The sequence below is a fragment of the Dactylosporangium sp. NPDC051087 genome, assembly GCF_055586325.1.
The window spans coordinates 291,166-317,396 of the sequence record NZ_JBVJIJ010000013.1 but is presented as its reverse complement, the minus strand read 5'-3'; the positions used below and the strand labels follow the sequence as shown (position 1 = coordinate 317,396).

The 26,231-nt window shown below is 73.8% G+C and carries 17 protein-coding genes; 12 read left to right on the top strand and 5 right to left on the bottom strand.

Annotation, left to right across the window (positions count from 1 at the left end; translation table 11 throughout):
• The 4 genes from ACZ6TV_RS25930 to ACZ6TV_RS25915 all read left to right on the top strand — a co-directional run.
• Nucleotides 1–1,374, top strand: a 1,374-nt coding sequence (locus tag ACZ6TV_RS25930; RefSeq protein WP_465299842.1) for a sensor histidine kinase, incomplete at its 5' end; no start/stop codon positions are given.
• Nucleotides 1,371–2,048 (top strand): response regulator, encoded by a 678-nt coding sequence (locus ACZ6TV_RS25925; protein WP_465299841.1) that lies wholly within the window; start codon nucleotides 1,371–1,373, stop codon nucleotides 2,046–2,048. The genes ACZ6TV_RS25930 and ACZ6TV_RS25925, both read left to right, overlap by 4 nt.
• Before the next feature lie 179 nt (nucleotides 2,049–2,227).
• A complete protein-coding gene (locus ACZ6TV_RS25920; protein WP_465299840.1) occupies nucleotides 2,228–3,559 on the top strand; it encodes a diaminopimelate decarboxylase family protein in 1,332 nt (443 codons plus the stop codon).
• 192 nt (nucleotides 3,560–3,751) lie between these two features.
• Nucleotides 3,752–5,647 (top strand): APC family permease, encoded by a 1,896-nt coding sequence (locus ACZ6TV_RS25915; protein WP_465299851.1) that lies wholly within the window; start codon nucleotides 3,752–3,754, stop codon nucleotides 5,645–5,647.
• Between the two features lie 23 nt (nucleotides 5,648–5,670).
• On the opposite strand, the gene ACZ6TV_RS25910 is transcribed toward ACZ6TV_RS25915, so the two are convergent.
• Complete coding sequence (locus ACZ6TV_RS25910; protein ID WP_465299839.1) at nucleotides 5,671–7,629, bottom strand: cell wall-binding repeat-containing protein; 1,959 nt, start codon at nucleotides 7,627–7,629, stop codon at nucleotides 5,671–5,673.
• Nucleotides 7,630–7,766: 137 nt separating this feature from the next.
• On the opposite strand from ACZ6TV_RS25910, the gene ACZ6TV_RS25905 reads away from it, so the two are divergent.
• The 4 genes from ACZ6TV_RS25905 to ACZ6TV_RS25890 all read left to right on the top strand — a co-directional run bounded on the left by ACZ6TV_RS25905 (nucleotide 7,767) and on the right by ACZ6TV_RS25890 (nucleotide 12,210).
• A complete protein-coding gene (locus ACZ6TV_RS25905) occupies nucleotides 7,767–9,989 on the top strand; it encodes an esterase-like activity of phytase family protein (RefSeq protein WP_465299838.1) in 2,223 nt (740 codons plus the stop codon).
• Nucleotides 9,990–10,054: 65 nt separating this feature from the next.
• Nucleotides 10,055–10,609, top strand: a complete 555-nt coding sequence (locus tag ACZ6TV_RS25900; RefSeq protein WP_465299837.1) for an NUDIX hydrolase — start codon at nucleotides 10,055–10,057, stop codon at nucleotides 10,607–10,609.
• A gap of 60 nt (nucleotides 10,610–10,669) precedes the next feature.
• Nucleotides 10,670–11,455, top strand: a complete 786-nt coding sequence (locus tag ACZ6TV_RS25895) for a TetR/AcrR family transcriptional regulator C-terminal domain-containing protein (RefSeq protein ID WP_465299836.1) — start codon at nucleotides 10,670–10,672, stop codon at nucleotides 11,453–11,455.
• Nucleotides 11,452–12,210 carry a GntR family transcriptional regulator gene (locus ACZ6TV_RS25890; RefSeq protein WP_465299835.1) on the top strand — a complete coding sequence of 253 codons (759 nt, stop codon included), beginning with the start codon at nucleotides 11,452–11,454 and terminating at the stop codon, nucleotides 12,208–12,210. Before ACZ6TV_RS25895 ends, ACZ6TV_RS25890 begins: the two co-directional genes overlap by 4 nt.
• Nucleotides 12,211–12,225: 15 nt before the next feature.
• On the opposite strand, the gene ACZ6TV_RS25885 is transcribed toward ACZ6TV_RS25890, so the two are convergent.
• A complete protein-coding gene (locus ACZ6TV_RS25885; protein WP_465299834.1) occupies nucleotides 12,226–13,950 on the bottom strand; it encodes an FG-GAP-like repeat-containing protein in 1,725 nt (574 codons plus the stop codon).
• Between the two features lie 159 nt (nucleotides 13,951–14,109).
• Here ACZ6TV_RS25885 and ACZ6TV_RS25880 point away from each other — a divergent pair, with 159 nt between their 5' ends.
• A complete protein-coding gene (locus tag ACZ6TV_RS25880) occupies nucleotides 14,110–15,606 on the top strand; it encodes an FG-GAP-like repeat-containing protein (protein WP_465299833.1) in 1,497 nt (498 codons plus the stop codon).
• Nucleotides 15,607–15,636: 30 nt separating this feature from the next.
• On the opposite strand, the gene ACZ6TV_RS25875 is transcribed toward ACZ6TV_RS25880, so the two are convergent.
• Complete coding sequence (locus tag ACZ6TV_RS25875; protein ID WP_465299832.1) at nucleotides 15,637–17,607, bottom strand: AbfB domain-containing protein; 1,971 nt, start codon at nucleotides 17,605–17,607, stop codon at nucleotides 15,637–15,639.
• 155 nt (nucleotides 17,608–17,762) lie between these two features.
• On the opposite strand from ACZ6TV_RS25875, the gene ACZ6TV_RS25870 reads away from it, so the two are divergent.
• Nucleotides 17,763–19,493, top strand: a complete 1,731-nt coding sequence (locus ACZ6TV_RS25870; protein WP_465299831.1) for a CocE/NonD family hydrolase — start codon at nucleotides 17,763–17,765, stop codon at nucleotides 19,491–19,493.
• A gap of 18 nt (nucleotides 19,494–19,511) precedes the next feature.
• Here ACZ6TV_RS25870 and ACZ6TV_RS25865 read toward each other — a convergent pair whose 3' ends face one another.
• Nucleotides 19,512–20,315 carry an SDR family NAD(P)-dependent oxidoreductase gene (locus ACZ6TV_RS25865; RefSeq protein WP_465299830.1) on the bottom strand — a complete coding sequence of 268 codons (804 nt, stop codon included), beginning with the start codon at nucleotides 20,313–20,315 and terminating at the stop codon, nucleotides 19,512–19,514.
• 131 nt (nucleotides 20,316–20,446) lie between these two features.
• Between ACZ6TV_RS25865 and ACZ6TV_RS25860 the strand changes: the two genes are divergently transcribed.
• Together ACZ6TV_RS25860 and ACZ6TV_RS25855 are read left to right on the top strand one after the other, a co-directional pair.
• Nucleotides 20,447–21,169: a hypothetical protein gene (locus tag ACZ6TV_RS25860; protein ID WP_465299829.1), complete on the top strand. Its 723-nt coding sequence runs from the start codon at nucleotides 20,447–20,449 to the stop codon at nucleotides 21,167–21,169.
• Nucleotides 21,170–21,508: 339 nt separating this feature from the next.
• Entirely contained in the window at nucleotides 21,509–25,231 is a 3,723-nt protein-coding gene (locus ACZ6TV_RS25855) for an nSTAND1 domain-containing NTPase (protein WP_465299828.1), read from the top strand.
• A 288-nt stretch (nucleotides 25,232–25,519) separates the two neighbouring features.
• Here ACZ6TV_RS25855 and ACZ6TV_RS25850 read toward each other — a convergent pair whose 3' ends face one another.
• On the bottom strand, nucleotides 25,520–25,975 hold the full coding sequence (locus ACZ6TV_RS25850; protein ID WP_465299827.1) for an RICIN domain-containing protein: 456 nt from the start codon (nucleotides 25,973–25,975) through the stop codon (nucleotides 25,520–25,522).
• Nucleotides 25,976–26,231: the final 256 nt, after the last annotated feature.

The window sequence follows — 26,231 nt, the reverse complement described above, 5'->3', positions numbered from 1 at the left end:
GACATCCTCGCGTTCCTCATCCTGACCGTCGCCGTCGCGCTCACCGGCGGGCTGTGGCCCGCGCTGCTCGCCGCCGTCGGCAGCTTCCTGCTGCTGAACTACTTCTTCACCCCGCCGCTGCACCGCTTCACCGTCGCCGAGCGGGAGAACCTGTTCGCGTTGCTGGCGTTCGTCCTGGTGGCCGTCGCGGTGTCCACGGTCGTCGACCTCGCGGCCAGGCGTACCAGGGAGGCGGCCGCGGCGCGCACGGAGGCGCAGACCCTGTCGACCCTGGCCGGGAGTGTCCTGCACGGCGACCGGCCGTTGCCGGCCCTTCTCGAACGGGTCCGTGAGTCGTTCGGCCTGACCAGCGTGACCCTGCTGCAGCGGGACACCGACGAGGACCGTGACACCGGCGCGTGGCGGGTCGCCGCGAACGCCGGCGGCCGGCCGTGCGCGTCGCCCGCCGACGGGGAGAGCGAGGTCCCGATCGACGAGGAACTGTCCCTGGTGCTGCGCGGCCCGACCCTGGCCGCCGCCGACCGGCGCCTCATCGAAGCGTTCGCCGCACACGCCGCCATCGCACTACGCCAGCAACAACTCACCGAACAAGCCGCCGAAGCCCGCAACCTCACCGAAATCGACAAAGTCCGCACCGCCCTGCTGTCCGCCGTCAGCCACGACCTACGCACCCCACTCGCCTCCGCCAAAGCCGCCGTCGGCAGCCTCCGCAGCCACGACGTCGAATTCACCACCGACGACCGCGACGAACTCCTCGCCACCGCCGAAGAATCCCTCGACCGGCTCAACCGCCTCGTCGACAACCTCCTCGACATGAGCCGCCTGCAAGCCGGCGCCCTCGGCATGCACCCGCAGCAGCTCAACGTCGCCGACGCCGTCACCAACAGCATCGCCGACCTCGGCGACCCCGCCGACGGCGTCCGCGTCAACATCCCCGACGACCTGCCCGACGCGCACGCCGACCCGGCCCTGCTGGAACGCATCATCGTCAACCTCCTCGCCAACGCCCTGCGCCACAGCCCCACCGGACAACCACCCCTCATCACCGCCAGCACACACGCCGGCCACGTCCAAATCCGCGTCATCGACCACGGACCCGGCATCCCCACCACCGACCACGACCGCATCTTCCAACCCTTCCAACGCCTCGGCGACCACGACAACACCACCGGCGTCGGACTCGGCCTCGCCCTCTCCCGCGGCCTCGCCGAAGCCATGCACGGCCACCTCGAACCCGAACACACCCCCGGCGGCGGACTCACCATGACCCTCACCCTGCGCACCGCGGACCTCGACGAGCAGGCCGATGCCGCGCTGCTCCGGCACATCGACGAGTTCCCTCACGCGCGCGGCCCGGCGGAAGGCAGCACATGACCCGCGTCCTCATCGTCGACGACGAGCCCCAGATCGTGCGTGCCCTGCGGATCAACCTGCAGGCCCGCCACTACGACGTCGTCACCGCCGCCGACGGTACCCACGCGATCACCGCCGTGGAGACCGAACATCCCGACGTCGTCGTGCTCGACCTCGGCCTGCCCGACATCGACGGTGTCGAGGTCATCCGGGCGCTGCGCGCGTGGACGCCGGTGCCGGTCATCGTGCTGTCCGGCCGGCGCGGCAGCACCGACAAGATCGACGCCCTCGACGCCGGCGCCGACGACCACGTCACCAAACCCTTCGACATCGGCGAGTTCCTCGCCCGGCTCCGCGCGGTCACCCGCCGCCACGGCACCGCCGACGACGTGGCCCAGGTCCGCATCGGCCGGTACACCGTCGACCTGACCACCCTCGACGCCCGCCGCGACGACGGGGAACGCCGGCACCTGACCCGCACCGAATGGCGGCTCCTGGACCTCCTCGCGCACCACCCGGGCCGGCTCATCGGCCACCGGGAGCTGCTCCGGCACGTGTGGGGCCCCACGTACGTCAACGAGGTCCACTACCTGCGCCAGTTCGTCGCGCAGCTGCGCCGCAAGCTCGAGGACGACCCCGCCCGGCCGCGGCACCTGCTCACCGAACCCGGCATGGGCTACCGCTTCCAGCCCTGACGGGCGCCGCGCGTATCGGAACCGTCAAGGCGCGTAGGGATCGCGTATGGACCCCTTGGCCCGCCCGGCCCGCGGTGCCAGCGTGGAGCCATGACCACCCACCTCGTCGTCCGCCGGGCGGACCTGACCCCTGTGCCGCACGCGGCCCGCCGCCACCGCCCGCCGCGGAGGGCAGGACGATGACCCTCGCCGAGATCATCCCGTCGTTGCGGGCGTCGTTGCGGGCGTCGCTCGACGGCGGCGTCTGGCCGGCCGGCGCGCGCTGGGCCGGCGACGGCGACCTCGTCGTCGGCGGCGTCGGCCTGACCGGGCTCGCCGCCGCCCACGGCGCGCCGGCCTACGTCGTCGACGAGGCCGACGTGCGGCTGCGCTGCCGGCAGTACCTCGCCGCCTTCGGCACCGCACGGGTCGCCTACACCGCCAAGGCCCTGCTCAGTGTCGGCGTCGCCCGGTGGATCGCCGAGGAAGGCCTGGGCCTGTACGCCGGCTCCGCCGGTGAGCTGCGGGTCGCGCGGGCGGCGGGCTTCCCGATGGACCGGGTCGTGCTGTACGGCAGCGCCAAGACCCCGGAGGACCTCGACGCCGCCTACGCCGCCGGGGTCGGCACGATCGTCGTGGAGTCCCTGTCGGAGATCACCCGGCTCGCCGCGTCCGCACCGGCCGGGCAGCGGGTGCTGCTGCGGGTGCTCGCCGGACCGGAGCCGGCCGGCGGCTCCGACCACCGGTTCGGTCTCCGGATCGGCACCGGTGAGGCCGAGACCGCGGTCGCCCGCATCGCCGGGCAGCGGGGCCTGCGGCTCGCCGGGTTCGACTGTTCGGTCGGGCATCAGGTCGGCCGGTTCAGCGTGTACGAGCGGGAGGTGCGCCGCGTCGTCGAGTTCTGCGCCGCGACGCACGCCCGCCACGGCGTGGGCGTGGCACAGGTCAACCTCGGCGGCGGGCACGCGGTCGCCTACCGCGGCGCCGACCTCGGCTTCGCCCTCGACGCGTTCGCCTCCCGCATCCGCGCGGTCCTGCGCCTCGAGCTCGGCCGGCACCGGCTCGCCGAGCCCGCGCTGACCGTGTCGCCGGGACGGGCCGTCGTGGCCCGCGCCGGGCTCACCCTGTACCGCGTCATGTCGGTGGTCCGCGGCCAGGACGGCCGCCGGGTCGTCGCCGTCGACGGCGGCATGTCCGACTGCCCGTCCGCGGCGTTGTGCGGGGGCGCCCACACCGCCGCGCTCATCGGCCGGGCCGGCCGGGCCGGTCTGGCGCCGGCGACCGTCGTCGGGCGGCACAACGACGTCGACGACGTGGTCGTGCCCGCCCTGCGGCTGCCCGCCGACGTGCGCCCGGGCGACCTCCTCGCGGTCGCCGGCACCGGCGCCTACCACCACTCCCGGGCCTGCAACTACCACCTCGTCGGCCGGCCGCCGCTGATCGCCGTCGCCGGCGGGCACGCCCGCACCCTGGTGCGCCGCGAGTCGATCGCCGACCTGCTGTCCCGCGACGCCGACCACGGCGGGGACTGACGCGGCGCGGCGGCATCGCGGATCTTGTCGCGTTCTTAACGCCGCCGGGCGCGCCAACCGATCGGCACCGGGTGACGATGGATCCGGCAGGCGTCGACGGCGGAGGGAACCTCGGTGGTGCAGGCGGAGGGAACCTCGGTGCGGCGGCCCGCGCGACAGCAGACGTCCCGGCGCGGGCTCCGTGGGTGGTTGCTGGAGGACCTCAACGCCGAGCAGTCCGGTGGCGGCCCGCACGCCAGGCCGCACCCCGCGCACCAGCGGCCGTGGTGGCAGGTGATGTGCCTGACCGGCCTGGACTACTTCTCCACGCTGGGCTACCAGCCGGGCATCGCCGCGCTCGCCGCGGGCGCGGTCTCGCCCCTGGCCACCCTGATCCTGGTGCTGCTGACGCTGCTCGGCGCGCTGCCCGTCTACCGGCGGGTCGCCCGGGAGAGCCCGCACGGGCAGGGCTCCATCGCCATGCTGGAGCGGATCCTGCCCCGGTGGACCGGCAAGCTGTTCGTCCTGGCGCTGCTGGGTTTCGCCGCCACCGACTTCATCATTACCATCACGCTGTCCGCCGCCGACGCGACCGCCCACGTGCTGGAGAACCCGTACCTTCCGCGGAGCCTGCACGGCGAGCAGGTGGTCGTGACGCTGGTCCTGATCGCCCTGCTCGGTGCCGTGTTCCTGCGCGGTTTCAAGGAGGCGATCGGGATCGCGGTCGGGATCGTCGTGGTGTACCTGACGCTGAACGCGGTGGTCGTCGCGGTCGCCCTGCAGCACGTCGCCGCGCACCCGCACGTGGTCGCCGACTGGCGGGCGCTGCTGAGCACCGAACATCCGGACGTCTTCGGCATCGTGCTGGTGGCGCTGCTCGTCTTCCCGAAGCTCGCGCTCGGCCTGTCCGGGTTCGAGACCGGCGTCGCGGTCATGCCGCTGGTCAAGGGGGACCCCGGCGACGACCCGGAGGAGCCCCGCGCCCGGATCCGCGGCGCGCACCGGCTCCTGACCACCGCCGCCGTGATCATGAGCGTGTTCCTGGTGGCCAGCAGCTTCGTCACCACGCTGCTCATCCCGCAGTCCGAGTTCGAGGAGGGCGGCAGGGCCTACGGGCGGGCCCTGGCGTACCTGGCCCACTCGTACCTCGGCAACGGCTTCGGCACCGTGTACGACATCAGCACCGTGCTCATCCTGTGGTTCGCCGGCGCGTCGGCGATGGCCGGCCTGCTGAACCTGGTGCCGCAGTACCTGCCGCGCTACGGCATGGCGCCCAGGTGGACCCGGGCGGTGCGCCCCCTCGTCATCGTGTTCACCCTGATCGCGTTCCTCATCACCGTCGTCTTCGCCGCCGACGTGAACGCCCAGGGCGGCGCCTACGCCACCGGCGTCCTCGTCCTGATCACCTCGGCCGCGGTCGCGGTCACCATGTCGGCCCGCCGGCGCGGGCACCGCAGGACGGCGGTCGCCTTCGCCGTCGTCACGGCCGTCTTCGCGTACACCACCGTCGACAACGTCATCGAACGCCCTGACGGCGTCAAGATCGCCTCGCTGTTCATCCTCGCGATCGTGGCCACGTCGCTGCTGTCGCGCATCCTGCGCGTCACCGAGCTGCGGGTCACCGAGGTCCGGCTCGACCCGCTCGCGCGGCGCTTCGTCGAGGAGGCGGCCGAGGAGGGCGAGATCCGCATCATCGCCAACGAGCCCGACGCCCGCGACGAGGCCGAGTACCGGGACAAGGAGTTCGAGCAGCGCAAGCACAACCACATCCCGGCCCGGTCCTGGCCGCTGTTCCTCGAGGTGACCGTCGCCGACCCGTCCGACTTCGAAGCGGCGCTGCACGTCACCGGCGAGGAACGCTTCGGGTACCGCATCCTGAGAGTGAGCGGTCCGACCATCGCCAACGCGATCGCCGCCCTGCTGCTGCACCTGCGCGACGAGACCGGCGACCTGCCCCACATCTACTTCAACTGGACCGAGGGCAACCCGGTCGTGTACCTGCTGCGCTTCCTGTTCCTCGGCGACGGCGAGATCGCCCCGGTCACCCGGGAGGTCCTGCGCGAGGCCGAACCCGACCCGGAGCGCCGCCCGCTGGTCCACGTCGGCTGACGCCCGCGAGGAGGATGTCCCCGCTATCGGCCGGCGACCCGGGACGGTTCGAAGGTGGGACGGGCGAACGCGGCGTACCGGCCGGCCGCCGTGACCGTCCGGGTCCCGGCCGGGTGCGGGCTGGACGCCGTGGTCTCGGTGGGGTCCCAGTTCCCGGCGTCGGTGACGTTGTCGCCCACGACATGGATCAGCGTCGCGGGCATCGCCAGCGGGCCGCCCAGGACGATGCCCTCCTCGATGCTCGCCGAGCAGTCCGCGAGGTACTGCGCGGGCCGCGCGTGCAACGCGTTCGGCGAGCTGATCAGCAGCGGCCCGCCGGCCCGGCCGACCATCGCGCCGCCGGTGAGGGCGTCGTACCAGTTCGCGTTCGTGGCGACCGCCGCGACCGCCGGGGAGGTGAAGAACGACTTCGCCACGAGCGCGGCGGTGTGCTCGGCGTCGGTGCCGACCAGGCTGATGGCCCGCAGGCGCTCCCACGCCGGCCAGCCCGGCAGCTGCCCCGCGCGGACGGCGGCCTCCACCGCCCGGGACGCCCAGCCGCCGACGAGCACGAGGATCCCCGCCTCCGGGTCGAACCGGCGCAGGTACCCGAGGGTCTCGGCGGGCAGCCGGTCGCCGTCGCAGAACACGAGCGTCGAGCCGTCGAGCGCGCCGACGCCGGTGCCCGCGGCGAGCGCGTCGGGGTACATGTGGGCGGTCGCGACGGTCACCAGGACCGGGTCGGGTTCCTTCTCGTCGGCGATGCGCACCGCGGTGGCGAACTCGTTCGCGCCGTCGAGGCGGACCGCGTCGTACCCGGCGGCGACGAGCGCGGTGACGATGTGCTGCGGCAGGGCCAGCGGGCCGCCGAGGACGTACACCCGGCCGCGGGCCGACGGGCTGGTCGGCAGCACCCGCCTGATCTCGGCGAGGACCGCCGGGTTGAGCCCGGCCGGTTCGGTGATCAGCAGCGGGGCGTCGCGGCTGATCGCGAGGGCCGAGCCGCCGAGCGCGTCGTAGTACTGGTCGCTGCGCGACAGCACGACCGCACCGGCGGCACCGTCGGCGAAGGAGTACCGCGACGCGGCGACCGCGGTCTCGATGTGGTTCGCGCCCCACACCCGCCGGACGGTGTTGCGGCGGCCCGGCTGCCAGCTCGGCGCGGACCCGAGGGTCATTCTGCCGGCCGGCCAACCGGAGATGAGGATCTGGTTGACCTCGTCCAGCGCTCCCGGAGCGGCGTTGGACCGGCACATCAGCGACCTGCCGTCCGGCGACCACGCCGGCTCCTGGTTGACCTGACCGTGCTCGGCGGCGTTGGTCAGCTGCGTCTGGCCGGTGCCGTCGGCGGCGGCCCGCCAGATCTGCAGGTCGGTCTGGTCGGCGCCGGCCCGCACGAACAGCAGCTCGGTGCCGTCGGGTGAGAAGCACGCCTGCCGGGCGTTGGCGATCAGCAGCCTCGACTCCCGCTCGCTGACCCATTGGCGCAGGTCGCGCTGGGCGCCGGGGACACCGCGGTCGAACACGACCTGCCCGGTGACCGACACCGCCGGGTACTCGTCGGTGCCGGGATGCGGCTCGGACAGGAACACGTCGCCGAGGATCGAGCCGCCCTCGGAGGCGATGATGCGCAGCCGCCCTTCGGACTGGTAGATGACGAACCGGCCGTCCTCGGTGAACGCCGGCTGCAGGAACCGGCGCGGGTCGCTGCCCACCTCGACCGCCGGCCGGGAGTCGGTCCGCATCGACCACAGCTTGTCGCCGGCGGCGCACACGAAACGGCTGCCGTCCGGCGACCAGGTCGCGGCGAACGCCTCCGACGGGACGGTGTACAGGTTCCGGCCGAGGATGTGCAGGTACATCAGCCCGTTGCGGTGGTAGGTCGTGCCGCGCTGCGGGCCGGGGAAGGTGGCGCGGGCGGGTGCGGCACCGGCCAGGACCGGGACGGCCACCCCGACCGCGGCGGCGGCGGACGTGCGCAGAAGCGCTCGGCGGGAAATCACCCGCCGGAGTGTAAGGAAACGCGTCGATCCCCGCTGTCCCGTCTCCCGGGCCGCCGGTCCGGTGGTACGGCGGCGCTCACCGGGCGTTCACCCGCAGGACCGGTGGGCGTCGCCGGGGGCTGCGAGCGTCATGGCGCATGTCCCAACGCAAGATTTCCGCCGCGCTCGTGACCCTGGCGGTGACCGCCGCCGGGCTGGTCCCCGGCACCACGGCAGGCGCACATTCGAATCGTTCCGACGCGTGGAGCCGGCAGGCCACGTATCCCGTCTTCCAGAACCGGCCGGCCGGCGAGGACGCCGCCGCCGCGACCGCGGCCGAGATCTCCGCCGTCACCGGCGACGGGCGGACGCTGATCTACACCGACGCGCTCGCCGGGCGGATCGGGTTCCTCGACATCTCCGACGAGCGCCGCCCGAAGGGCCTCGGCACCCTCGCGGTGGCCGGGGAGCCGACGTCGGTGACCGTCCGCGGCCGGTACGCCCTCGTCGTCGTCGACACCAGTGCGAGCTTCACCGACCCGTCCGGGGTGCTGCAGGTGGTCCGGATCGCCGACCGCACGGTCGTGCGCACCATCGACCTCGGCGGGCAGCCCGACTCGATCGCGCTCAGCGGCACCGGGCGGTACGCGGCGATCGCCATCGAGAACGAACGCGACGAGGACGTGAACGGCGGCGACCTGCCGCAGGCGCCCGGCGGGTACCTGCAGATCGTCGACCTGCCGTCGGACGACCCGGCCCGGTGGTCGGTGCGCAGGGTGGCGCTGCCCGAGGACGTGCTCGCCGCCGCCGGGATCACCGCGCCCGGGGACCCGGAGCCGGAGTACGTCTCGATCAACTCCCGCGACCAGCTCGTCGTGACGCTGCAGGAGAACAACGGCCTGGTCGTCGTCGACCTGCGCACCGGCCGGCTGGTGAAGGCGTTCAGCGCCGGCACCGCCACGGTCACGGGCATCGACGTCGCCGACGACGGCAGGATCGACCTGAGCGGCCAGATCACCGGCAAGCCCCGCGAGCCCGACGCCGTCGGCTGGGTCGACGACCGGTACGTCGCCACCGCCAACGAGGGCGACTGGAAGGGCGGCACCCGCGGCTGGACGGTCTTCGACACGTGGACCGGCCGGGTCGTCTGGGACGCCGGCAACACGTTCGAGCGGCTCGCCGTCACGTACGGGCTGCACAACGACGACCGCGCGGGCAAGAAGGGCACCGAGCCGGAGGGGCTCGCCATCGCGACGTTCCGCGGCACCCGCTACGCGTTCGTCGGCTCGGAGCGCAGCAACTTCGTCGCCGTCTACGACCTGAGCAACCCGGCCCGGCCGGTCTTCCGGCAGATCCTGCCGACGACCAACGGGCCCGAGGGGCTGCTGCCGATCCCGTCGCGCGGCCTGCTCGCCGTGTCCAGCGAGGAGGACGACGCGTCGGTCAACGTCCGCTCCAGCGTGTCGCTGTTCGAGCTGGGCCGCGACAAGCCCGGCTTCCCGACCGTGACCAGCCCGGCCGGCATCGGCTGGGGCGCGCTCGGCGCGCTGTCGCCGGTGCCCGGCAAGCCGTCGAAGCTGTACACGGTGACGGACGCGGCCAACACGCCGACCCGGATCCTCACCCTCGACACCCGCGCCACGCCGGCCGAGATCACCGCCGAGCTGACGGTGACCGACGCGGCCGGCGCCCCCGTCGGCTACGACGCCGAGGGCATCTCCGCCCGCCCGCAGGGCGGCTTCTGGCTCGGTGTGGAGGGCGCCACCGGCGACGGCAACAAGCTCGTCCGCCTGGACGCCGCGGGCCGCACCGTGGAGACGGTGCCGCTGCCGGCGGCGGTCGCCGCGGGCCTGGCCAAGCAGGGCATCGAGGGGGTCTCCGCGACCACCGACCGGGCCGGCGAGCACGTCTGGGTGGCGCTGCAGCGGGAGCTGAGCACCGACCCCCGCGGCGTGGTCCGCATCGGCCGGTACGACGTCGCCACCAAGGCCTGGGTGTGGTTCGGCTACCAGCTGGAGACCACGACCACGCCGGGTGACTGGATCGGCCTGTCCGAGATCGTCGCCGTCGACGAGCACACCCTCGCGGTCATCGAGCGCGACAAGCTCAACGGCCCCAACGCGCGGATCAAGCGGGTCTACACGGTCACCGTCCCCGGGCGGGACCCGGCCGCGGGCACGCTGCCGGTGCTGCGCAAGCGCCTGGCGGTCGACGTGCTGCCGGCGCTGCGCGCCGACAACGGCTGGACCCAGGAGAAGCTGGAGGGCCTGACCATCGGCGGCGACGGCCAGGTCTACGCGATCACCGACAACGACGGCGTCCAGGACGCCACCGGCGAGACCGTCCTGCTGCGCCTCGGCCCGGCCCGCAAGGTCTTCTGACCGGCCCGCCGGACGGGGGCCCGGGCGTCACGGCCGGGCCCCCGTCCGACGTAGATTGCTGTTCCGTGTCCATCTTCACCGCTCTCGAGCAGTACCGGCCCGGCGACGCCGAGGAGGCGTCCGACCTCGCCCGGGTCCGCGCGCTGCGCACCGCCGCCGACGCGTTCGGCCGCACGGCCCCGCTGCACATCACCGGCTCCGCCCTCGTCGTGCACCCACCGTCCCGGCGGGTCCTGCTGCGCTGGCACGTGCGGCAGTCCGCGTGGCTGCACGTCGGCGGCCACGTCGACCCGGGCGAGGACGACCCGCTCGTGACCGCGCTGCGCGAGGCGGCCGAGGAGACCGGCCTGCGCGACCTGACCCCGTGGCCGGACCCCTCGATCCTGCACGTCGTCGTGGTGCCGGTGACCGCCAACGACCGCGAGCCCGCCCACGAGCACGCCGACGTCCGGTACGTGCTGGCGACCGCCACCCCGGACGACGCCCGCCCGGAGAACCCGGCGGCACTGCTGCGCTGGCTGACGATCCCCGCGGCGCACGACCTGACGACAGAGGTCAACATGCACGAGTCCCTCGACCGGCTGGAACGGCTCCTGCCGTCCGGCGCTCGCTCGGCCTGACCCCGCCGTGCTGTCCGCCGGTGACTAGACTTGCCGCTTCGGCACCGGCGGGGAGGTTGCGTGACACGAGCGGCGGCGGGCGTTGCCGACGCACTGTGCGAGCGCATCGTCGCGGGACGGCTGCGGCCCGGCGGGACCGTGCCGTCCGGCGCGGACGTCGCGCGCGAGCTCGGTGTCGCCGTGGGTGCCGCCGAGCGGGCACTGGCGATGCTGCGGCAGGACGGTCTCGTCGAGGACGCGCCCGGCGGGACGGGACTGGTCGTCAGCGGGCAGGCGCCCGCGATCGCGTCCGGGTGGCGGGCCGACGCCAGGCGGCGCGGCCCTGCCCGGCCCGACGCGGAGATCCGGGCGCGGGCCGTGCGCGCGGCGATCGAGCTCGCCGACGCCGACGGGCTCGCCGCGACGTCCATGCGGCGCATCGGCGCCCAGCTCGACACGGACGTCGTGACGCTGCGCCGGTACGTCGGCGAGCGGGACCGGCTGGCGGTCCTGATGGCCGACGCGGTCTTCGCGGAGCACCCGCCGCCGGAGCCCGCCGGGGACTGGCGGGCACAGCTGGAGGCGCTGTGCCGGGTGCAGCTGCGCATGTACCGCCGGCACCCGTGGCTCGCCGAAGCCGTGTCCTTCAAGCAGCCGCGGCTCGGCCCGCACCTGGCCGGGCACCTGGAGTGGGCGGTGCGCGCGCTGGCCGGCGAGGACCGGCAGACCGCGCGGCGGCTCGCCACGACCGCCGCGAACTTCGTGCGCGGCCACGCGACCGGCCCGGCGCACGAGGAGCTGTTCGAGTTCGGCCTGCGGCACCTGCTCGACGGGTTCGCGGCGGCGGCCGGTGGGAGGCGGCGGTGACCCTGGTGGCGGCGGACATCGTCGCGATGCTGCGGCAACGCATCATCGACGGCGGGCTGGAGCCGGACGACGACCTGTCGTTCAAGGACATCATGCGCGAGTGGGACGTCTCGATGCACATCGCCTTCAGGGCGCTGCGGATGATGCGGGACGAGGGCCTCGCCGAGAAGGTGAGCGGCTTCCACGGGATGGTGGTGACCGCGGACGCCCTCGACGTCGCGCTGGACTGGCGGCCCGCGCCGCCGCCCGGCCCGGGGAACACCGCCCGGGTGGTCCGCGCCGCGATCGACCTGGCCGACGCCGAGGGCCTCGCGGGCGTCTCGATGCGCCTGGTCGGGGAGCGCCTCGGCCTCGCTGTCATGACGGTCCACAAGCGCGTGGGCAGCCGCGCCGCCCTGGAGACCATGATGGCCGACGCGGTCTTCGCCGACCACCCGCCGCCGGCGGCCTCCGGGGACTGGCGGGCGGACCTCGGGTCGCTGTGCCGCACGCAGTGGCAGCTGTACGGCCGGCACCCCTGGCTCGCCGGGACCGTGTCGTTCGAGCCGTCCCCGCTGACCCCGCACGTGGCCGCCCACACGGCATGGGCGGCGCGCACGATGACCGGCCACGGCCTGCCGCCGGAGACCGCGGCCCTGGTCGCCGCGACCGCCGCCGGCTTCGTCCGCGGCACCGCGCTGGCGGCCGAGGACACCGACCTGTTCGAGTTCGGCCTCCGGCTCCTCCTCGACGGCTTCGCCCCGCCAGCCCCGTAGCGCCGCCGGCGACCCCTACAGGGTGGTCTCGCCGTTGAGGCCGAAGAAGTCGTGCCATTTGGCGCCGCCGAGGAAGGCGGTGCCGGTGGAGAGGCCGACGTACACGTCGTTGGTGGTGCCCTTGGTGAAGACGATGATGTCGTCCTTGCCGTCGCCGTTGACGTCACCCAGGTAGGGGAACTCGCCGGTGAGGCAGAAGAAGTCGTTCCATTTGACGGTGGTGCCGGCGAAGCCGGTGCCGGTGGAGACGGCGGCGTAGACGTCGGCGTCGGCGTTGCAGGTGAAGGTGACGATGTCGGCCTTGCCGTCGCCGTTGACGTCGCCGACCCGCGGCTGCTCGCTGCCCACGGCGAACAGGTCGTGCCACAGGGCGGCCGGTCCGAACGACGTCCCGGTCGACCTCGCCACGTGGACGTCGGCGGAGCTGCCCTGGGTGAACGTGATGATGTCGGCCCTGCCGTCGCCGTCGGCGTCCCCGACCGCCGGGTACTCCCCGGCCGGGGCGAAGAACTCGTGCCATTTGGCGGCCGGCGCGAACGACGTACCGGTGGACAGGGCGACGTAGACGTCGGCGGCGGCGTCGTGGGTGAAGGTGATGATGTCGTCCTTGCCGTCACCGTTCACGTCACCCACGGCCGGGACCTCCGCGCCGGGGGCGAACCAGTCGTGCCACTTCACGCCCGCCCCGAACGACGTGCCGTTGGACAGCCCGACGTACACGTCGCCGAGAGTGCCACCGGTGAACACGACGATGTCGTCCTTGCCGTCACCGTTGAAGTCGCCGGTCAGCGGGGTCTCACCGGTGAGGCCGAAGAAGTCGTTCCACTTCACCGAGGTACCGGCGAACGCACCGCCGGTCGACGCCGCCACGTACACGTCGTTGAGGGTGCCCTTCGTGAACGTGACGATGTCCGCCCTGCCGTCGCCGGTGAAGTCGGTCGGTGAACCCGCGTGATACTCGCCGCCGACCGGCGGGGGCGGCGTGCTGCCCGGGGTGCCGATGACGAGGCTCTTCATGTAGCGGACGCCGGGCTGGGTGATGGCGGTGCTGCGGTACAGGCCGGTCTTCAGGTAGCTCGACTGTCCTGAGTAGAGCGTCCCGGCGCCGGTGGGGTGTGCGCCGGACACCGTCTGCGTGCCGTTGTACCAGGCGTCCATCACACCCGCGTTCGCGTTCGCGGAGAACGTGATCCGGACCGTGATCGTGATCGGCCGGCCCGTGACGGCGTCGCCGATGTCGTAGTGCCAGGCGCCGTTGTTGCCGCCGAGGATGTACTTCCCGCGGCCGATCTTGATCTCGACCGGCGGTGAGCCGGTGGACGCGTTCTTGAACTGCATGACGACCTGCCAGTCGCCGGTGGCGGTCGGGAAGCCGGCCTGCAGGTAGTCGGTGAACCGGACGATGTAGGTCTGCCCCTCGGTGATGTTCTGCGCCGCGGTGGGCTGCGACTCGTTGCGCTGCTGGCCGCCGCCGAGGGCGAAACGGGCGGCCCTGCCCTGCCCGTCGGGCGAGTTCTGGATCGTCGGGCGCTGCACGACGCCCTGCGGCTGGTCGTTCCACGGCGTGCTCAGCCAGCCGGCCCAGCCGTTGCCGAAGTCGGTCGACCAGACGACGTTCATGCCCGGCTCGGGCGCCGCGGCGGCCGGACCGGCCACCAGGGTCGTGCCGGCCGCGGCCAGCAGGGCGGCCACCAGCAGGGGGCGAAGCAACGGGCGCATGGCGACTCCAGTGACGTCCATCGACATGACGAGAGGCCGAGCGTACGCGAGAAATCGATTTCCCGCGAGGGTTCTCCGTAACTTCTTTCCGTCAATCACTGACACTCGGCAAGCTATTGACAGTTGGCGATTTCCGGCGGTTCACTGGCGCCACCGTCCACGGTCGACAGGAGCCCGCGCATGTCCCGTGTCCAGCGACTGCTCGTCGCCCTCCTCACCTTTGCCGCGTCCACGATCACCGCCGTGCTGGTCACGGCCTCCCCCGCGGCGGCCGCGCCGCTGTTCAAGGCGCCGTTCCCCTGCGGGCAGCGCTGGACCTACGACCATCACAGCGCCGAGGTGCGCCAGGCCCTCGACTTCGTCCGCACCGACGGCACCACCAACGGCACGCCGCAGGTCGCCACGGCGGCCGGGGTCGTGCATCGCCTGTCGCAGCCCGGCGGCGCCGGCAACTACGTCTCCATCGACCACGGCGGCGGCTGGACGACGTACCACTTCCACCTGAGCGCCTACTCGGTGCCCGACGGCGCGTACGTGCAACAGGGCCAGCAGATCGGGATCACCGGCAGTACCGGCAACTCCTCGGGCCCGCACCTGCACTACGAGCAGCTGTTCAACGGCGTGGGGCAGGTCATCTCGATCAACGGTGTCTCGCTCGCGCCGTATCCGGGGCAGTACAACCAGAAGTTCCTGGTCAGCGACAACTGCGGGCAGGGGTCGGGCGACCGCTACCTGGCCGGGTCGCCGACCGACTTCACCGGCGACGGCAAGGACGACGTGGTGGCCTTCAACCGGGGCACCCTGAACGACGTGTACGTGGCTGCGTCGACCGGCGGCGCGTTCGCCGGTACGTCGGTGAAGTGGAACGACTTCTTCGGCCTGAACGGCGAGGCGCTGCTGACCGGCGACTTCAACGGTGACGGCAAGGACGACATCATCGCCTTCACCGGCGGCACCCTCGGCGACGTGTACGTGGGACTGTCCAACGGTTCCAGCTTCGGGCCGGGCGCGAAATGGCACGACTGGTTCGCCCCCGGCACAGAGGTCCCGGCCGTGGGTGACGTGAACGGTGACGGCAAGGACGACATCATCACCTTCACCCACGACGCCGCCGCCGACGTCTACGTCGCCCTGTCCACCGGGACGAGCTTCGGCCCCGGCGTGAAGTGGCACGAGTTCTTCTCGATCCCCGGCGAGTACCCGGCGGTCGGCGACGTCGACGGCGACGGCAAGGCCGACATCATCACCTTCACCCAGGGCCCGGCATCCGCCGCCGACGTGATCGTCGCCCTGTCCAACGGCTCCTCGTTCGGGGCCGCACAGAAGTGGCACGACCTCTTCGCCGTCGGCGCCGAACAACCCCGCGTCGGCGACGTCAACGGCGACGGCAAGGCCGACATCGTCACCTTCACCTGCAACGCCGACGCCGACGTCTACGCCGCCGTCTCCACCGGCACCGGCTTCGCCGGCACCACCGTCAAATGGAACGACTTCTTCTGCCTCACCGGCGAGTTCCCCTACCTGGGTGACGTCAACGGCGACGGCAAGGACGACATCATCGTCTTCACCAAGGGCACCACCAACGACGTGTACGTCGGCCTCTCCACCGGCACCGCCTTCCTCGGCGGCGCCAAATGGCACGACTTCTTCGGCCTCAACGGCGAGACCACCCTGTGACGACCGGGCGCGGGCGGTGGCCGGGCGGCGTCAGCCGATGAGCTGCCAGGTCACGTCGGCGTCGAAGCCGGCGACGGCGTCGGAGGGGCTGCCGCCCCCCGGCGCCGCGATGAAGCCGGCCGAGTTGTAGTGCCGCACGTACCGGTCGGGGAAGTTCCACGAGCGGAGCCTGACGCCCGCGGCGACCGTCTCGGGGCAGAAGGTGGCGTCGGCGCGGTAGAGGGCGGTGTCGGCGGACGGGTCGAGGTGCAGCTCGAGGTTGCGGTGGCGCAGGTAGGCGCCGGGCGCGTCGGTCGCGGCGAACGACACGCACGCCGGGTCGGCGAGGCCCGCGCGGACGGTGAACGTGGCCGGGCCGGTGGCGGTGACCACGGCGTCGCCGGTGTGCCGCAGGTACCGGTCGGTGAAGCCCGGCGTGGTCGCCCGCAGCGCCACGGTCCGGCCCGCCGCCAGCGCGGCGGGCCGGTCCACGACGGGCGTGAACGGGAAGCGTTGCGCCGCCGCGCCGTTGCAGTCCCACAGCTGCAGGCGGGTGCCGTTGGCCGTGTTGCCGCCGGGGGCGTCGAGGCAGCGGCCGGAGTTGGGGTTGAGGAGGCTGCCGTCGGCGCGGCGCAGCCACTGCTGGGCGGGTGAGCCGTTGCAGTCCCAGATCTGCAGCGGGGTGCCGGCGGCGGTCGCGGCGCCGGGCACGTCCAGGCAGCGGCCGCGGGCCTCCAGGGAGCCGTCGGGGCGCAGCGTCCAGCGTTGCACGGGCGCGTCGTTGCACTGCCACGTCTGCACCGCGTTGCCGTTGGCGGTGCCGCCCGCGGCGACGTCGGCGCAGGCGCCGCCGCCGGTGGTGAGCCGGCCGGCACGGGCCGAGGACGGCGGCAGGAGCGCCTCGCCGTAGCTCGCCAGGCAGCCGGAGCCGGTGTCGTCGGTGGTCACCTGCAGCACGCCGGTGCCGTCGACGGTCGGCACGACGACGGGGCTGTAGTTCGGGCAGACGGCGGTGCGGGCGCCGGGGACCGCGACGGGCACGGCGGTGACGTACCAGCCGCGGGCGTTGTCGAGGCTGGTGAACATGGCGCGGCCGTTGACCGCCGCGTCGGTGCCGTCGGCGTTGCGGACCCGCTGCGCGATGAGCAGCACCCGGCCGGTGGCGGTCGTGGCGAGGGTCGGGGTGGCGGTCAGGTAGCGGCCGTCGGCGGCGGTGACGACCGGGTCGAGCCGCGCCGGGTCGCCCCAGGTGGTCCCGTCGGCGGAGGTACGGGAGCGGACCGCGCAGTCGTACTGCCCGCCGAAGCCGCACACCTCGTACGCGAGGAGCCAGCGGCCGTCGGGCAGCCGCCGCACCGCGGGCATGCCGGGCCGGTGCCCGGGCTGCGGGCCGGTGACGACCGGGACGCGCGGCGTCCAGTTCACGCCGTCGCCGGAGGTCGCCTGGACGATGACCTGGCTGCGGCCGGGCTGGCTCTCGTCGGCGAAGTGCGCGACGAGCCGGCCGGTCGCGTCGAGGAACAGCTCCGGCTCCCACAGCCCGCCGCCGTTGCCTGAGCGGGCGATCGTCGACAGGAGCCGCCAGCTACGCCCGGTGTCGTTGCTGGCCCAGAGCCGGATCGCCATCCGCCGCTCGGTGCCGCCGTCCTGGCCTGCGGCGCCGGCCCACAGCAGGGTCCCGGCGGGCAGGCCGCCGACGGCCCGGGGCAGCTCGAACAGGGTCGTGCAGCACAGGCCCTGCCGGGCGTCGGGGTCGGCGACCGTGCCGACCCGCTGGAAGCCGCCGCCGTCGCGGACGCTCTCGTAGATCGCGCCGACCGGGCCGCCGGGCGGGAACTGGGTCATCGTGAGCAGCACCCGGCCGTCGCCGAGCCGGACCGCGCGGGGGTACATCGCTCCCCCGCCGTCGACGGGCCGGCCGGTGCCCGCGTCCGCGGCGGGGGCCGGCGCGACGAGCGCCACCACGGGTGCCACCACGAAGGCCACGACCGCGAGGACCACCGCATCACGAACTCGTCTCATGGTGACCCAGGCTGCGGCCGCAACCCTCCGGATATCCATCGTTTTCGAAATACCAGGTTTATGAACACGCGTTGAGATCGCCCGGCCGGAACCCTTGCCGCCGAATCTCAACGCGTGTTTATATTTTTGTGGAACGCAGAGAGATGGAGCCGACCATGAAGATGTACATGCCGTCGCAGCCGCTGCAGCCGGGCGACCGGTACGGGATCCTGAGCGGGTTCGAGCCGGGCACCCGCACCCTGGCGGCGGGTTTCCGGATCGCGCCGCCGTTCCGGCCGATCCCGGTCGACATCGTCCTGGACAAGGACGTCGCGGTGACGCTGCGGGACGGCGTCACGATCTACGTGGACGTGCTGCGGCCCGCCGGGACCGAGCCGGTGCCCGTGATCGTGGCGTGGAGCCCGTACGGCAAGGGCCAGGGCACCTCGGCCAGCGTCATGGGCGTGTTCGGGCTGGTCGGCCTCGACAACGGGATCATGTCGGGGCTGGCGAAGTTCGAGGCACCGGACCCGGCGTACTGGTGCGCGCGGGGCTACGCGATCTGCAACCCCGACGTCCGCGGCGTCGCGAACAGCGAGGGCGACAGCGTCCTGTGGGATCGGCAGGAGGGCCGCGACTGCTACGACCTCATCGAATGGCTCGCCGGGCAGGAGTGGTGCACCGGCAAGGTCGCGATGAGCGGCACCTCCTACCTCGCCGCGTCCCAGTGGTTCACCGCCGCCGAGCAGCCGCCGCACCTCGTCGCGATCAACCCGTGGGAGGGCGTCAGCGACGTGTACCGCGACCTGGTGCTGCGCGGCGGCATGCCCGACACCGGGTTCGCCCGCCAGTTGCGCGACTTCAGCTTCTGGGGGCTCGGCCAGAAGGAGGACATCCTCGCGGAGGCCGAGGGGCACCCGCTCATGGACGCGCTGTGGGCGGACAAGATCCCCGACTTCGACCGGATCACCGTCCCGGCGTACGTCGTGGCCAGCTACTCCAACACGCTGCACACCGCGGGCACGTTCCGCGCGTGGCGGCGCATGGCCTCGGCCGACAAGTGGCTGCGCGTGCACAACACGCAGGAGTGGCCGGACTACTACGACGACGCGAACGTCGAGGACCTGCGCCGGTTCTTCGACCACTACCTCAAGGGCGTCGACAACGGCTGGCAGGAGACGCCGCGCGTGCGGTACTCGCTGCTCGACCTGCGCGGCGGCGACCGGGTGAACGTGGCCGCGGACGCGTTCCCGCCGGCCGGCGTCACACCGGCGAGGTTCTACCTGGACGGCCGCACCCGCGGCCTCGTCACGTCCGCGCCGGCGGATGACGTACCGGCGGCGTACACCATCGGCGCGAACCCCGACGTGGTCTCGTTCGTGACCCGCTTCGAGGAGGAGACCGTCCTCGTCGGCTACCCGAAGGCGCACCTGTGGGTCGAGGCCCGCGGCGCCGACGACATGGACCTGTTCGTGCTCGTGCAGAAGCTCGACGCGTACGGCACGCCGCTGCAGGCGTTCACCACCCCCAACCAGGGCGCGATGATGCAGGACCTCACCGAGCGGGGCGCCACGATCCTGCGGTACAAGGGATCCGACGGCCGCCTGCGGATCTCCCTGCGGCACCTCGACGAGACGCAGTCCTCAGCCGACGTCCCGGTGCACAGCTTCGACCGGGTGGAGAAGCTCGCCCCCGGCGAGATCGTCGAGGTCGAGATCGACCTGCTGCCGATCGGCCTGCTCTTCCACCCGGGCGAGCAGCTCCGCGTCGTGATCAGCGGCCGGAACCCGCTCGGGCCGATGATGCCGCGGCTGGTCGAATACACCCCCGCCAACAGCGGGCAGCACGTCATCCACACCGGCGGCGGGCACGCCTCCTACCTGCGGCTGCCGCTCCAGGCGCGGTAGTCGCGCCGCGGGTGCGTCTCACAGACCGACGGCGGCGGCGCTCGCCTCCCAGAGCCTGGCCGCCGCCGCCGGGTCGGCGGCGTGCGGCGCGGGCCTGGTCAGCTTGTGACCGACGTAGTAGCCGCCGTCGGTCAGCTCCGCCGCCGGCACCGTGCCGAGCCAGACCAGCAGCGCGCCGGCCTTCTGCGGGGTGGTCAGGAACGGCGCGAACCGGTAGACGAGCCGCACCGGGCCCTCCCCGAAGTTCGTCCGCACGACACCCGGGTGGAACGACACGCTGGTGACGTCCGGCCAGCGGCGGGCGGCCTCCGCGGCGAACAGGATGTTGGCGGACTTCGCCGCCCCGTACGCCCTGCCCCACCGGTAGGTGCCCGGGTCGCCGGTGAAGTCGTCCGGGTCCGGCCGGCCCTGCGTGTGCACCCGCGACGCGGTGGACACCACCCGCCTGAGCCGGCCCCGCAACAGCCCGGTGAGCAGGAACGGGGCGAGATGGTTACCCTGGATCGTCGCCTCGAAGCCGTCCACCGTCCGCCGGTAGCCGCCGATCATGCCGCCGGCGTTGCTGGCCAGCACGTCGATCACCGGACACGTGTCCGCGAGATACCCGGCGAGGTCCCGCACCTCGGCGAGCCGCTCGAAGTCGGCCCGGAAGCGGCCCGGCTCACGGCCGCCGCCGGCGGCCCGCACCGCCTCCACCGCCGCGTCGAGGCGCTCCTCGGTCCGCCCGACGAGCACCACCTGGTCGCCTTGCGCGGCGAACTGCACCGCCGCCGCCAACCCCACCCCGGAACTCGCCCCGGTGACCACCACAGTGCGACCCATCGATGCAGTATCCCACCGCACCCGCCCTCCGGCTGATCGCGGGTTGCTGAGGGCGGGGGGCGGTACCGTCACGGCTGGACATCCGATGCCCGCCCGGTGCCGGGCGGGCGCGAGCAGCTGACAGGGAGCCGATGGACGGGTCGTGGAGCGCGGGGGCGCCGGGTCATCGTGGCGCCGGCGGCGGCCCGCCGGACGTGCGGGCGGCGCCCGGACCGGTGGACACGGCGGACCGGATCGTGGAGTGGATCTCGGCGCGGCCGTTCTGCGCCGTGGAGGCCGGGCTGTCCGAGGAGGAGCTCCGGCGGGCCGAGGAGACCTTCGGTGTGCGCTTCCCGCCGTTGTGGCGCACGGTGCTCGGCCGGGCGCACCCGATCCCGGTGTTCGTCGCGCCGCAGCCGTGGCGGCGGCCCGTGTCGCACTTCTCGGACTGGCGGCTGCGGGACGAGACACAGACCCGGCTCCTGATCGGCGCCCCGGTCGACGGGCTGGTGTTCGACGTGGAGGAGAACGGCTTCTGGTGGCACGCGTGGGGTGCGCCGCCACGGGAGGCCACGGATCGGATCGCCGTCGCGCGGCGTGCACTGGCGCGCGTGCCGCCGCTGATCCCGCTCTTCGGCTACCTGTACATCGCCGCCACCGACGCCTCGCCCGTGTTCCGCCTCGTCCAGGCCGACTGCCAGGTCGTCGCCGTGACACTGGCCGACCTTCCCGACGAGCGGGGGCAGGGGACCGTGCCGACCGGTCAGTGGCCCATCGGGCAGATCCCGTTCTGGAGCGAGCTGCACGCGTACAGCCAGCTGCGGGACCACGACGACCGCTTCGCCGGGCTCGGCACCGGCGGCTTCGGGCACTGAGGCACCGGGCGGCCACCTGTGCGGCCACCAGGGCGGCCACCGGGCTGCCGGAGCCGCCGGCGGGCGGCTCCCCCCGTTCAGCCCGGTGGCCGGACGGCCGGCCGGACGCCGGCACCGCGAAACGCCGGGACCGCGAGTGCGGTGGCGTCGCCCGGCCGGGACCGCCGGGGCCACCATCGCAGCCTCCCCCAAGGCCGTATGCGCGATGTGCCGCGGTGCCGTGCGTCCGGTCGGGTTTCCTCCCTTCCGTGAAAGATCACGCTGGGCCCTCGGCGGGTTGACCGGTAGGTTGTGCGGCGCCGGACAAACAACGCCGGACAATAGACGAGCAGTGGTGGGGTGACCGTGGGGCGGCCCGAGAAGCCCGTCGATCCGCAGGCGGGGCCGGTGCAGCGGCTCGCGTGGCAGCTGCGGCAGCTGCGGGAGCAGGCCGGCGGGCCCGGCTACCGGGTCCTGGCGCGGCGGGCGCACTTCTCCGCGAGCACCCTCGCCGAGGCGGCGAAGGGCGACCGGCTGCCGTCGCGGGAGGTCACCGTCGCCTACGCCGTCGCGTGCGGCGGGGACGCCGTCGAGTGGGCGGCCCGCTGGGCCGCGGCCGAGGAGGCCCTGGCCCGGACCGAAGGGCCCGCCGAGGCGCCCCTGGAGCCGGTGCCGTATCTCGGGCTCACCGCGTACCGGGCGGAGGAGGCCGGCTGGTTCTTCGGCCGGGACGCGCTCGCCGACCGCCTCCTCGCCAAGGTGCGGCGGGCGCCGCTCGTCGCGGTCCTCGGGGCGTCCGGCAGCGGCAAGTCCTCGCTGCTCGGCGCCGGGCTGATCGGGGCACTCACCGACGACCCGGGGTGGCGCACGATGCTGCTCACCCCCGGCGCGCAGCCGCTGGACGCGTTGTCCGGCGAGATCGCGAAGCTGTCCGGCGCCGACCGGCACCGGCTCCGCGACGACCTCGAGCGGGACCCGGCCGCCGCCGACACCGCCATCCGCGGCGCGCTCGCCGGCGGGCCGCCCGGCGCGCGGGCGCTGCTCGTCGTCGACCAGTTCGAGGAGCTGTACACCACCTGCACCGACCGCGACGCCCGGCGGGCGTTCGTCGGCGCGCTCCTCGACGTGAGCCAGGGGCCGGACCGGCGGACCACGGTCGTGCTCGGTCTGCGCGCCGACTTCCTCGGCCGGCTCGCCCAGCACGCCGACCTCCTCGCCGCGCTCGGCGACGACGGCACCGTCCTCGTCGGGCCCGTCGGCGGCGCGGACCTGCGCGAGATCGTGACCCGGCCGGCGGCGCGGGCCGGGCTGACCGTCGACCCGGACCTCCTCGCGACGATCCTCGCCGACGTCGGCGACGAGCCGGGCACGCTGCCGCTGGTGTCGCACGCGCTGCTGGCCACCTGGCAGCGGCGCACCGGATCCGCGTTGACGCTGCGGGAGTACCAGGCGATCGGCGGCGTCCACGGCGCGATCGCGCAGACCGCCGAGCGGGTCCACGCCGCCTTCGACGACACCGAGCGGCGGGCCGCCCGGCGGATCTTCGTGCGGCTGACCGCGCTCGGCGACGGCACCGAGGACACCCGCCGGCGGATCGGCCGGGACGAGCTGGAAGGGGTCGCCGACGAGGCGGTCACCGGCCGGGTCCTGCAGGATCTCGCCGACGCCCGGCTGGTCGTCCTCGGCGACGGTACTGTCGAGGTCGCCCACGAGGCGCTCATCCGGGGCTGGCCCAGGCTGCACCGCTGGCTCACCGACGACCGCGCCGACCTGGCCGGACACCGGCGGCTGACGGAAGCGGCGCAGACCTGGGCGGCATTGGAGGGCGACACCGGCGCCCTCTACCGGGGCGCGCAGCTCGTCGCCGCCCGCGGGCTCGCCGAGGACCGGGCCGGCGAGCTGAACCGGCTCGAGCGGCAGTTCCTGCGCGCCAGCAACGCGTGGGCCGAGACCGAGCAGCGCACCGCCCGGAAACGGGCCCGGCTGCTGCGGCGGCTCGTCGCCGGGGTCGCGGCGCTGCTGGTCCTCGCGCTGCTCGGCGGTGGCATCGCCGTGCGGCAGCGGCAGGACGCCCGGCGGCAGGAGGCGGCGGCGCTGGCCGGGGAGCTGGCGCTGCGGGCCCGGTCGCTGCTGGACACCGACCCCGGGCTCGCCGGGCTCCTCGCCGTCGAGGCGGCGCGGCTGCACCCGGACGTGGAGACCCTGGGCAGCGTGCTCAGCGCCGCCGCCGCACCCCGCCGGACCGAGCTCAACACCGGCGGCCCGCCCATCGCCGCCGTCGCGTTCGCCCCGACCCGGCCGCTGCTCGCCGCGTCCGCCAACGACGGCACCGTCGGGCTCTGGGATCCCGTCACCGGGCAACGCGTCGCGACCCTGGCCGGGCATCCGGTCCGGGCCGCCGGGGTCGCCTTCAACGCCGACGGGTCCAGGCTCGCGACGGCGGGCTTCGACGGCACCAATGGATCCGTCGCCGTCTGGGACACCACGACCCGGCAGGAGCTGGCCAGGTTCGCCGAGGAGGGCATGACCTCCGCGCTCGCGTTCAGCCCCGACGGCGGCAAGGTGGCGGTCGGCGTGCCCGGCGGCATCGCCGTCCACGACCTGCGCACCGCACAACGCACCGTCCTCGGTGGACGGTCGGCGGGCGTGGCGTCGCTCAGCTTCAGCGCCGACGGCCGGTGGCTCGCCGCGACCGACGGCACCGGCCGGCTCTGGGACCTCGCCGGCACCCCCAGCGCGGTCGACCTGCCGGGCGGCCCGGTCGCCCAGCTCGTCTTCGCCACGACCGGCACCGTCCTCGCCGGCTCCGCCGAGACCGACGGCGTGCGCCTCTGGGACGTCGCCGGCGGCACCCCGAAGCCGCTGCCGCCGCTGCCCGCCGACGGCCGCACCTCCTGGACGATCTCCGCCCCGTCGGACGGGCGGCTCGCCGTCGCCGACGAGAACGGCGCCGTCACCGTCTGGGACCTCGGCACCCGCCTGCCGCTGCGCACGTACCAGGACCGGGGCCGCACCGAAACCGTGTCGGTGGCGTTGAGCGCCGACGGGACGATGCTCGCGTCCGCCGGGTTCAACGGTGTCATCGTCGTGCGGGACCTGACCGCCGCCGCGTTCGGCGGCGCCACCGCACCGGTGCGGGACCTCGCCGTCAGCCCCGACGGCGGGACCGTCGCGGCGGCCGGCGGCGACGGCGTGGTCCGGCTCTGGCAGGCCGACGGCCGCCCCCTCGCCACCCTCGCCGGGCACCCCGACGAGGTCGCCGCCGTCGCCTTCGACCCGACCGGCCGGCGGCTCGCCGCGGTGACCCGGACCAGCGTCGTCACCGTCTGGGACGTCGCCGGCGGCGGGCACGCCGCACCACCGTTCGCGGCCCGGTCCGGCGGCCCGACGACGGACGTCGCGTTCGACCCCGGCGGCGGGCTGCTCGCCACCGCCACGTTCGCGCCGGTCGTGTGGGACGTGCGGCAGCCGGACCGGCCGGTGGACGTGACGGCGAAGTTCCCGAGCCGCATCGTCACCTCCCTCGCCTTCACCCCCGACGGGCGGCGGCTGCTCGGCGCGAGCGTCGGCGGCTACGTCAACACGTGGGACGCGGCCACCGGCGAGCAGCTCGCCCGGGTCAACACCGGCCAGCGGGCGGTGCAGTCGATCGCCGTCACCCCCGACGGGTCGCGCTACGCCACCGCCGGCGACAGCCGGACCGTGAAGCTGTGGGACGCGTCCACCGGGCAGCAGGTCGCCGAGCTCGCCGGGCACACCGCACCCGTGCAGGTGGTCGCGTTCAGCCGGGACGGGCGGCTCCTCGCGTCCGCCGGCGACGACCGGACCGTCATCGTCTGGGACGTCGCCGGGCACCGGCCGGTGGCCCGGCTCAGCGGCCACGCCGCCCGGATCCGCGGCCTCGGCTTCACCACCGGCGGGCTGATCTCCGGCGGCGACGACGGCCGCCTGATCGCCTGGACCCTCGACGCGCGGGCGGCGCAGCAGCGCATCTGCGCGGCCGGCCGGGTCCTCACCCGGGCGGAGTGGTCCGCGAACCTCGGCGACCGCCCCTACCGCCCGGCCTGCACCGCGCGCCGGTAGGCGCCGTGCGGCCGGTTCCGGGGTCAGCGGAAGCTCGTGCCGACCCCGGCGCGGAAGACATCGCCGCAGAGGGCGAGGAGGACCCCGGCGGTCCGGTGCCGAGGTCCATGGACAGGCGATACAGCTGGTCGCCGGGGAACACCACGTGCCCGTCGTGCTTCATCGCGTGCCCGGCGAGCCGATAGACGGTGGCGAGCTTGCCGGTCCACGCCGCGACGCCAGGAAGGAACGCCTGGAACCGGTGGCCCCGGGGCCGCTGACGGCGGGTGCCCGGGGCCGGCGGGCGGGTCAGACCGTCGCGGGCTTCCAGGTGAACAGGTCGTTCGGCACGCCAGGGTTCTGGCACCGGTACAGGACCAGGTCGGCGCCGTTGGCGGTGGAGTTGCCCTGGACGTTGAGGCGCATCCGCACGTCCGCGATGCTCACGATCTGGTAGTAGTCGACGCTGCCCTGCAGCATCAGGAACGGCTTCCACTGGTCGTTCTTGACGCTGTTGCTGGCGCCGCACGTGTACTCGACGATCTTGGTGTTGTTCTCCAGCACGTTGCCCTTGATGTTGGCGCACTTGTTGGACAGCTTGTTGCGCAGCCGGAAGAAGCCGTTGGACAGGTGCACCCACTCCCAGCGCAGGTGCAGCGGTGTGACGCCGGTGGGGCAGGTCCAGATGTCGATCTGGGTGTTGTTGTTCGGGTTGGCGCCGTTCACCTCGACGCACTTGCTCGCCACGCTCAGGGGCGTGATCACCCAGGGACCGTCCACGACCTCGGCCGACGCGGCGGTGGGGGTGACCAGCAGGGCCCGGCGGCGGTCAACGCCACCACGGCCGCCCGGAACAACGTGTGGAACTTCGGCACAGCACTCCTCGGGGGTGCCTCGGCGCCCCGCGCGCCGAGGGCGTCTCCGTCCGCGGCGGCTGCCCGCGGATCGCATCGAGTATCCCAGATGCGTGTGGACCACCCGTCTGACCGTTCAGCGCCGATGCGGACTGAAAAAGGCGAAT

Bases quoted from the DNA above. Each gene is read 5' to 3' on its own strand.
- ACZ6TV_RS25925 (WP_465299841.1), top strand. From the start codon at position 1,371: ATGACCCGCGTCCTCATCGTCGACGACGAGCCCCAGATCGTGCGTGCC.
- ACZ6TV_RS25920 (WP_465299840.1), top strand. From the start codon at position 2,228: ATGACCCTCGCCGAGATCATCCCGTCGTTGCGGGCGTCGTTGCGGGCG.
- ACZ6TV_RS25905 (WP_465299838.1), top strand. From the start codon at position 7,767: ATGTCCCAACGCAAGATTTCCGCCGCGCTCGTGACCCTGGCGGTGACC.
- ACZ6TV_RS25885 (WP_465299834.1), bottom strand. From the start codon at position 13,950: ATGGACGTCACTGGAGTCGCCATGCGCCCGTTGCTTCGCCCCCTGCTG.
- ACZ6TV_RS25880 (WP_465299833.1), top strand. From the start codon at position 14,110: ATGTCCCGTGTCCAGCGACTGCTCGTCGCCCTCCTCACCTTTGCCGCG.
- ACZ6TV_RS25875 (WP_465299832.1), bottom strand. From the start codon at position 17,607: ATGAGACGAGTTCGTGATGCGGTGGTCCTCGCGGTCGTGGCCTTCGTG.
- ACZ6TV_RS25870 (WP_465299831.1), top strand. From the start codon at position 17,763: ATGAAGATGTACATGCCGTCGCAGCCGCTGCAGCCGGGCGACCGGTAC.
- ACZ6TV_RS25865 (WP_465299830.1), bottom strand. From the start codon at position 20,315: ATGGGTCGCACTGTGGTGGTCACCGGGGCGAGTTCCGGGGTGGGGTTG.
- ACZ6TV_RS25860 (WP_465299829.1), top strand. From the start codon at position 20,447: ATGGACGGGTCGTGGAGCGCGGGGGCGCCGGGTCATCGTGGCGCCGGC.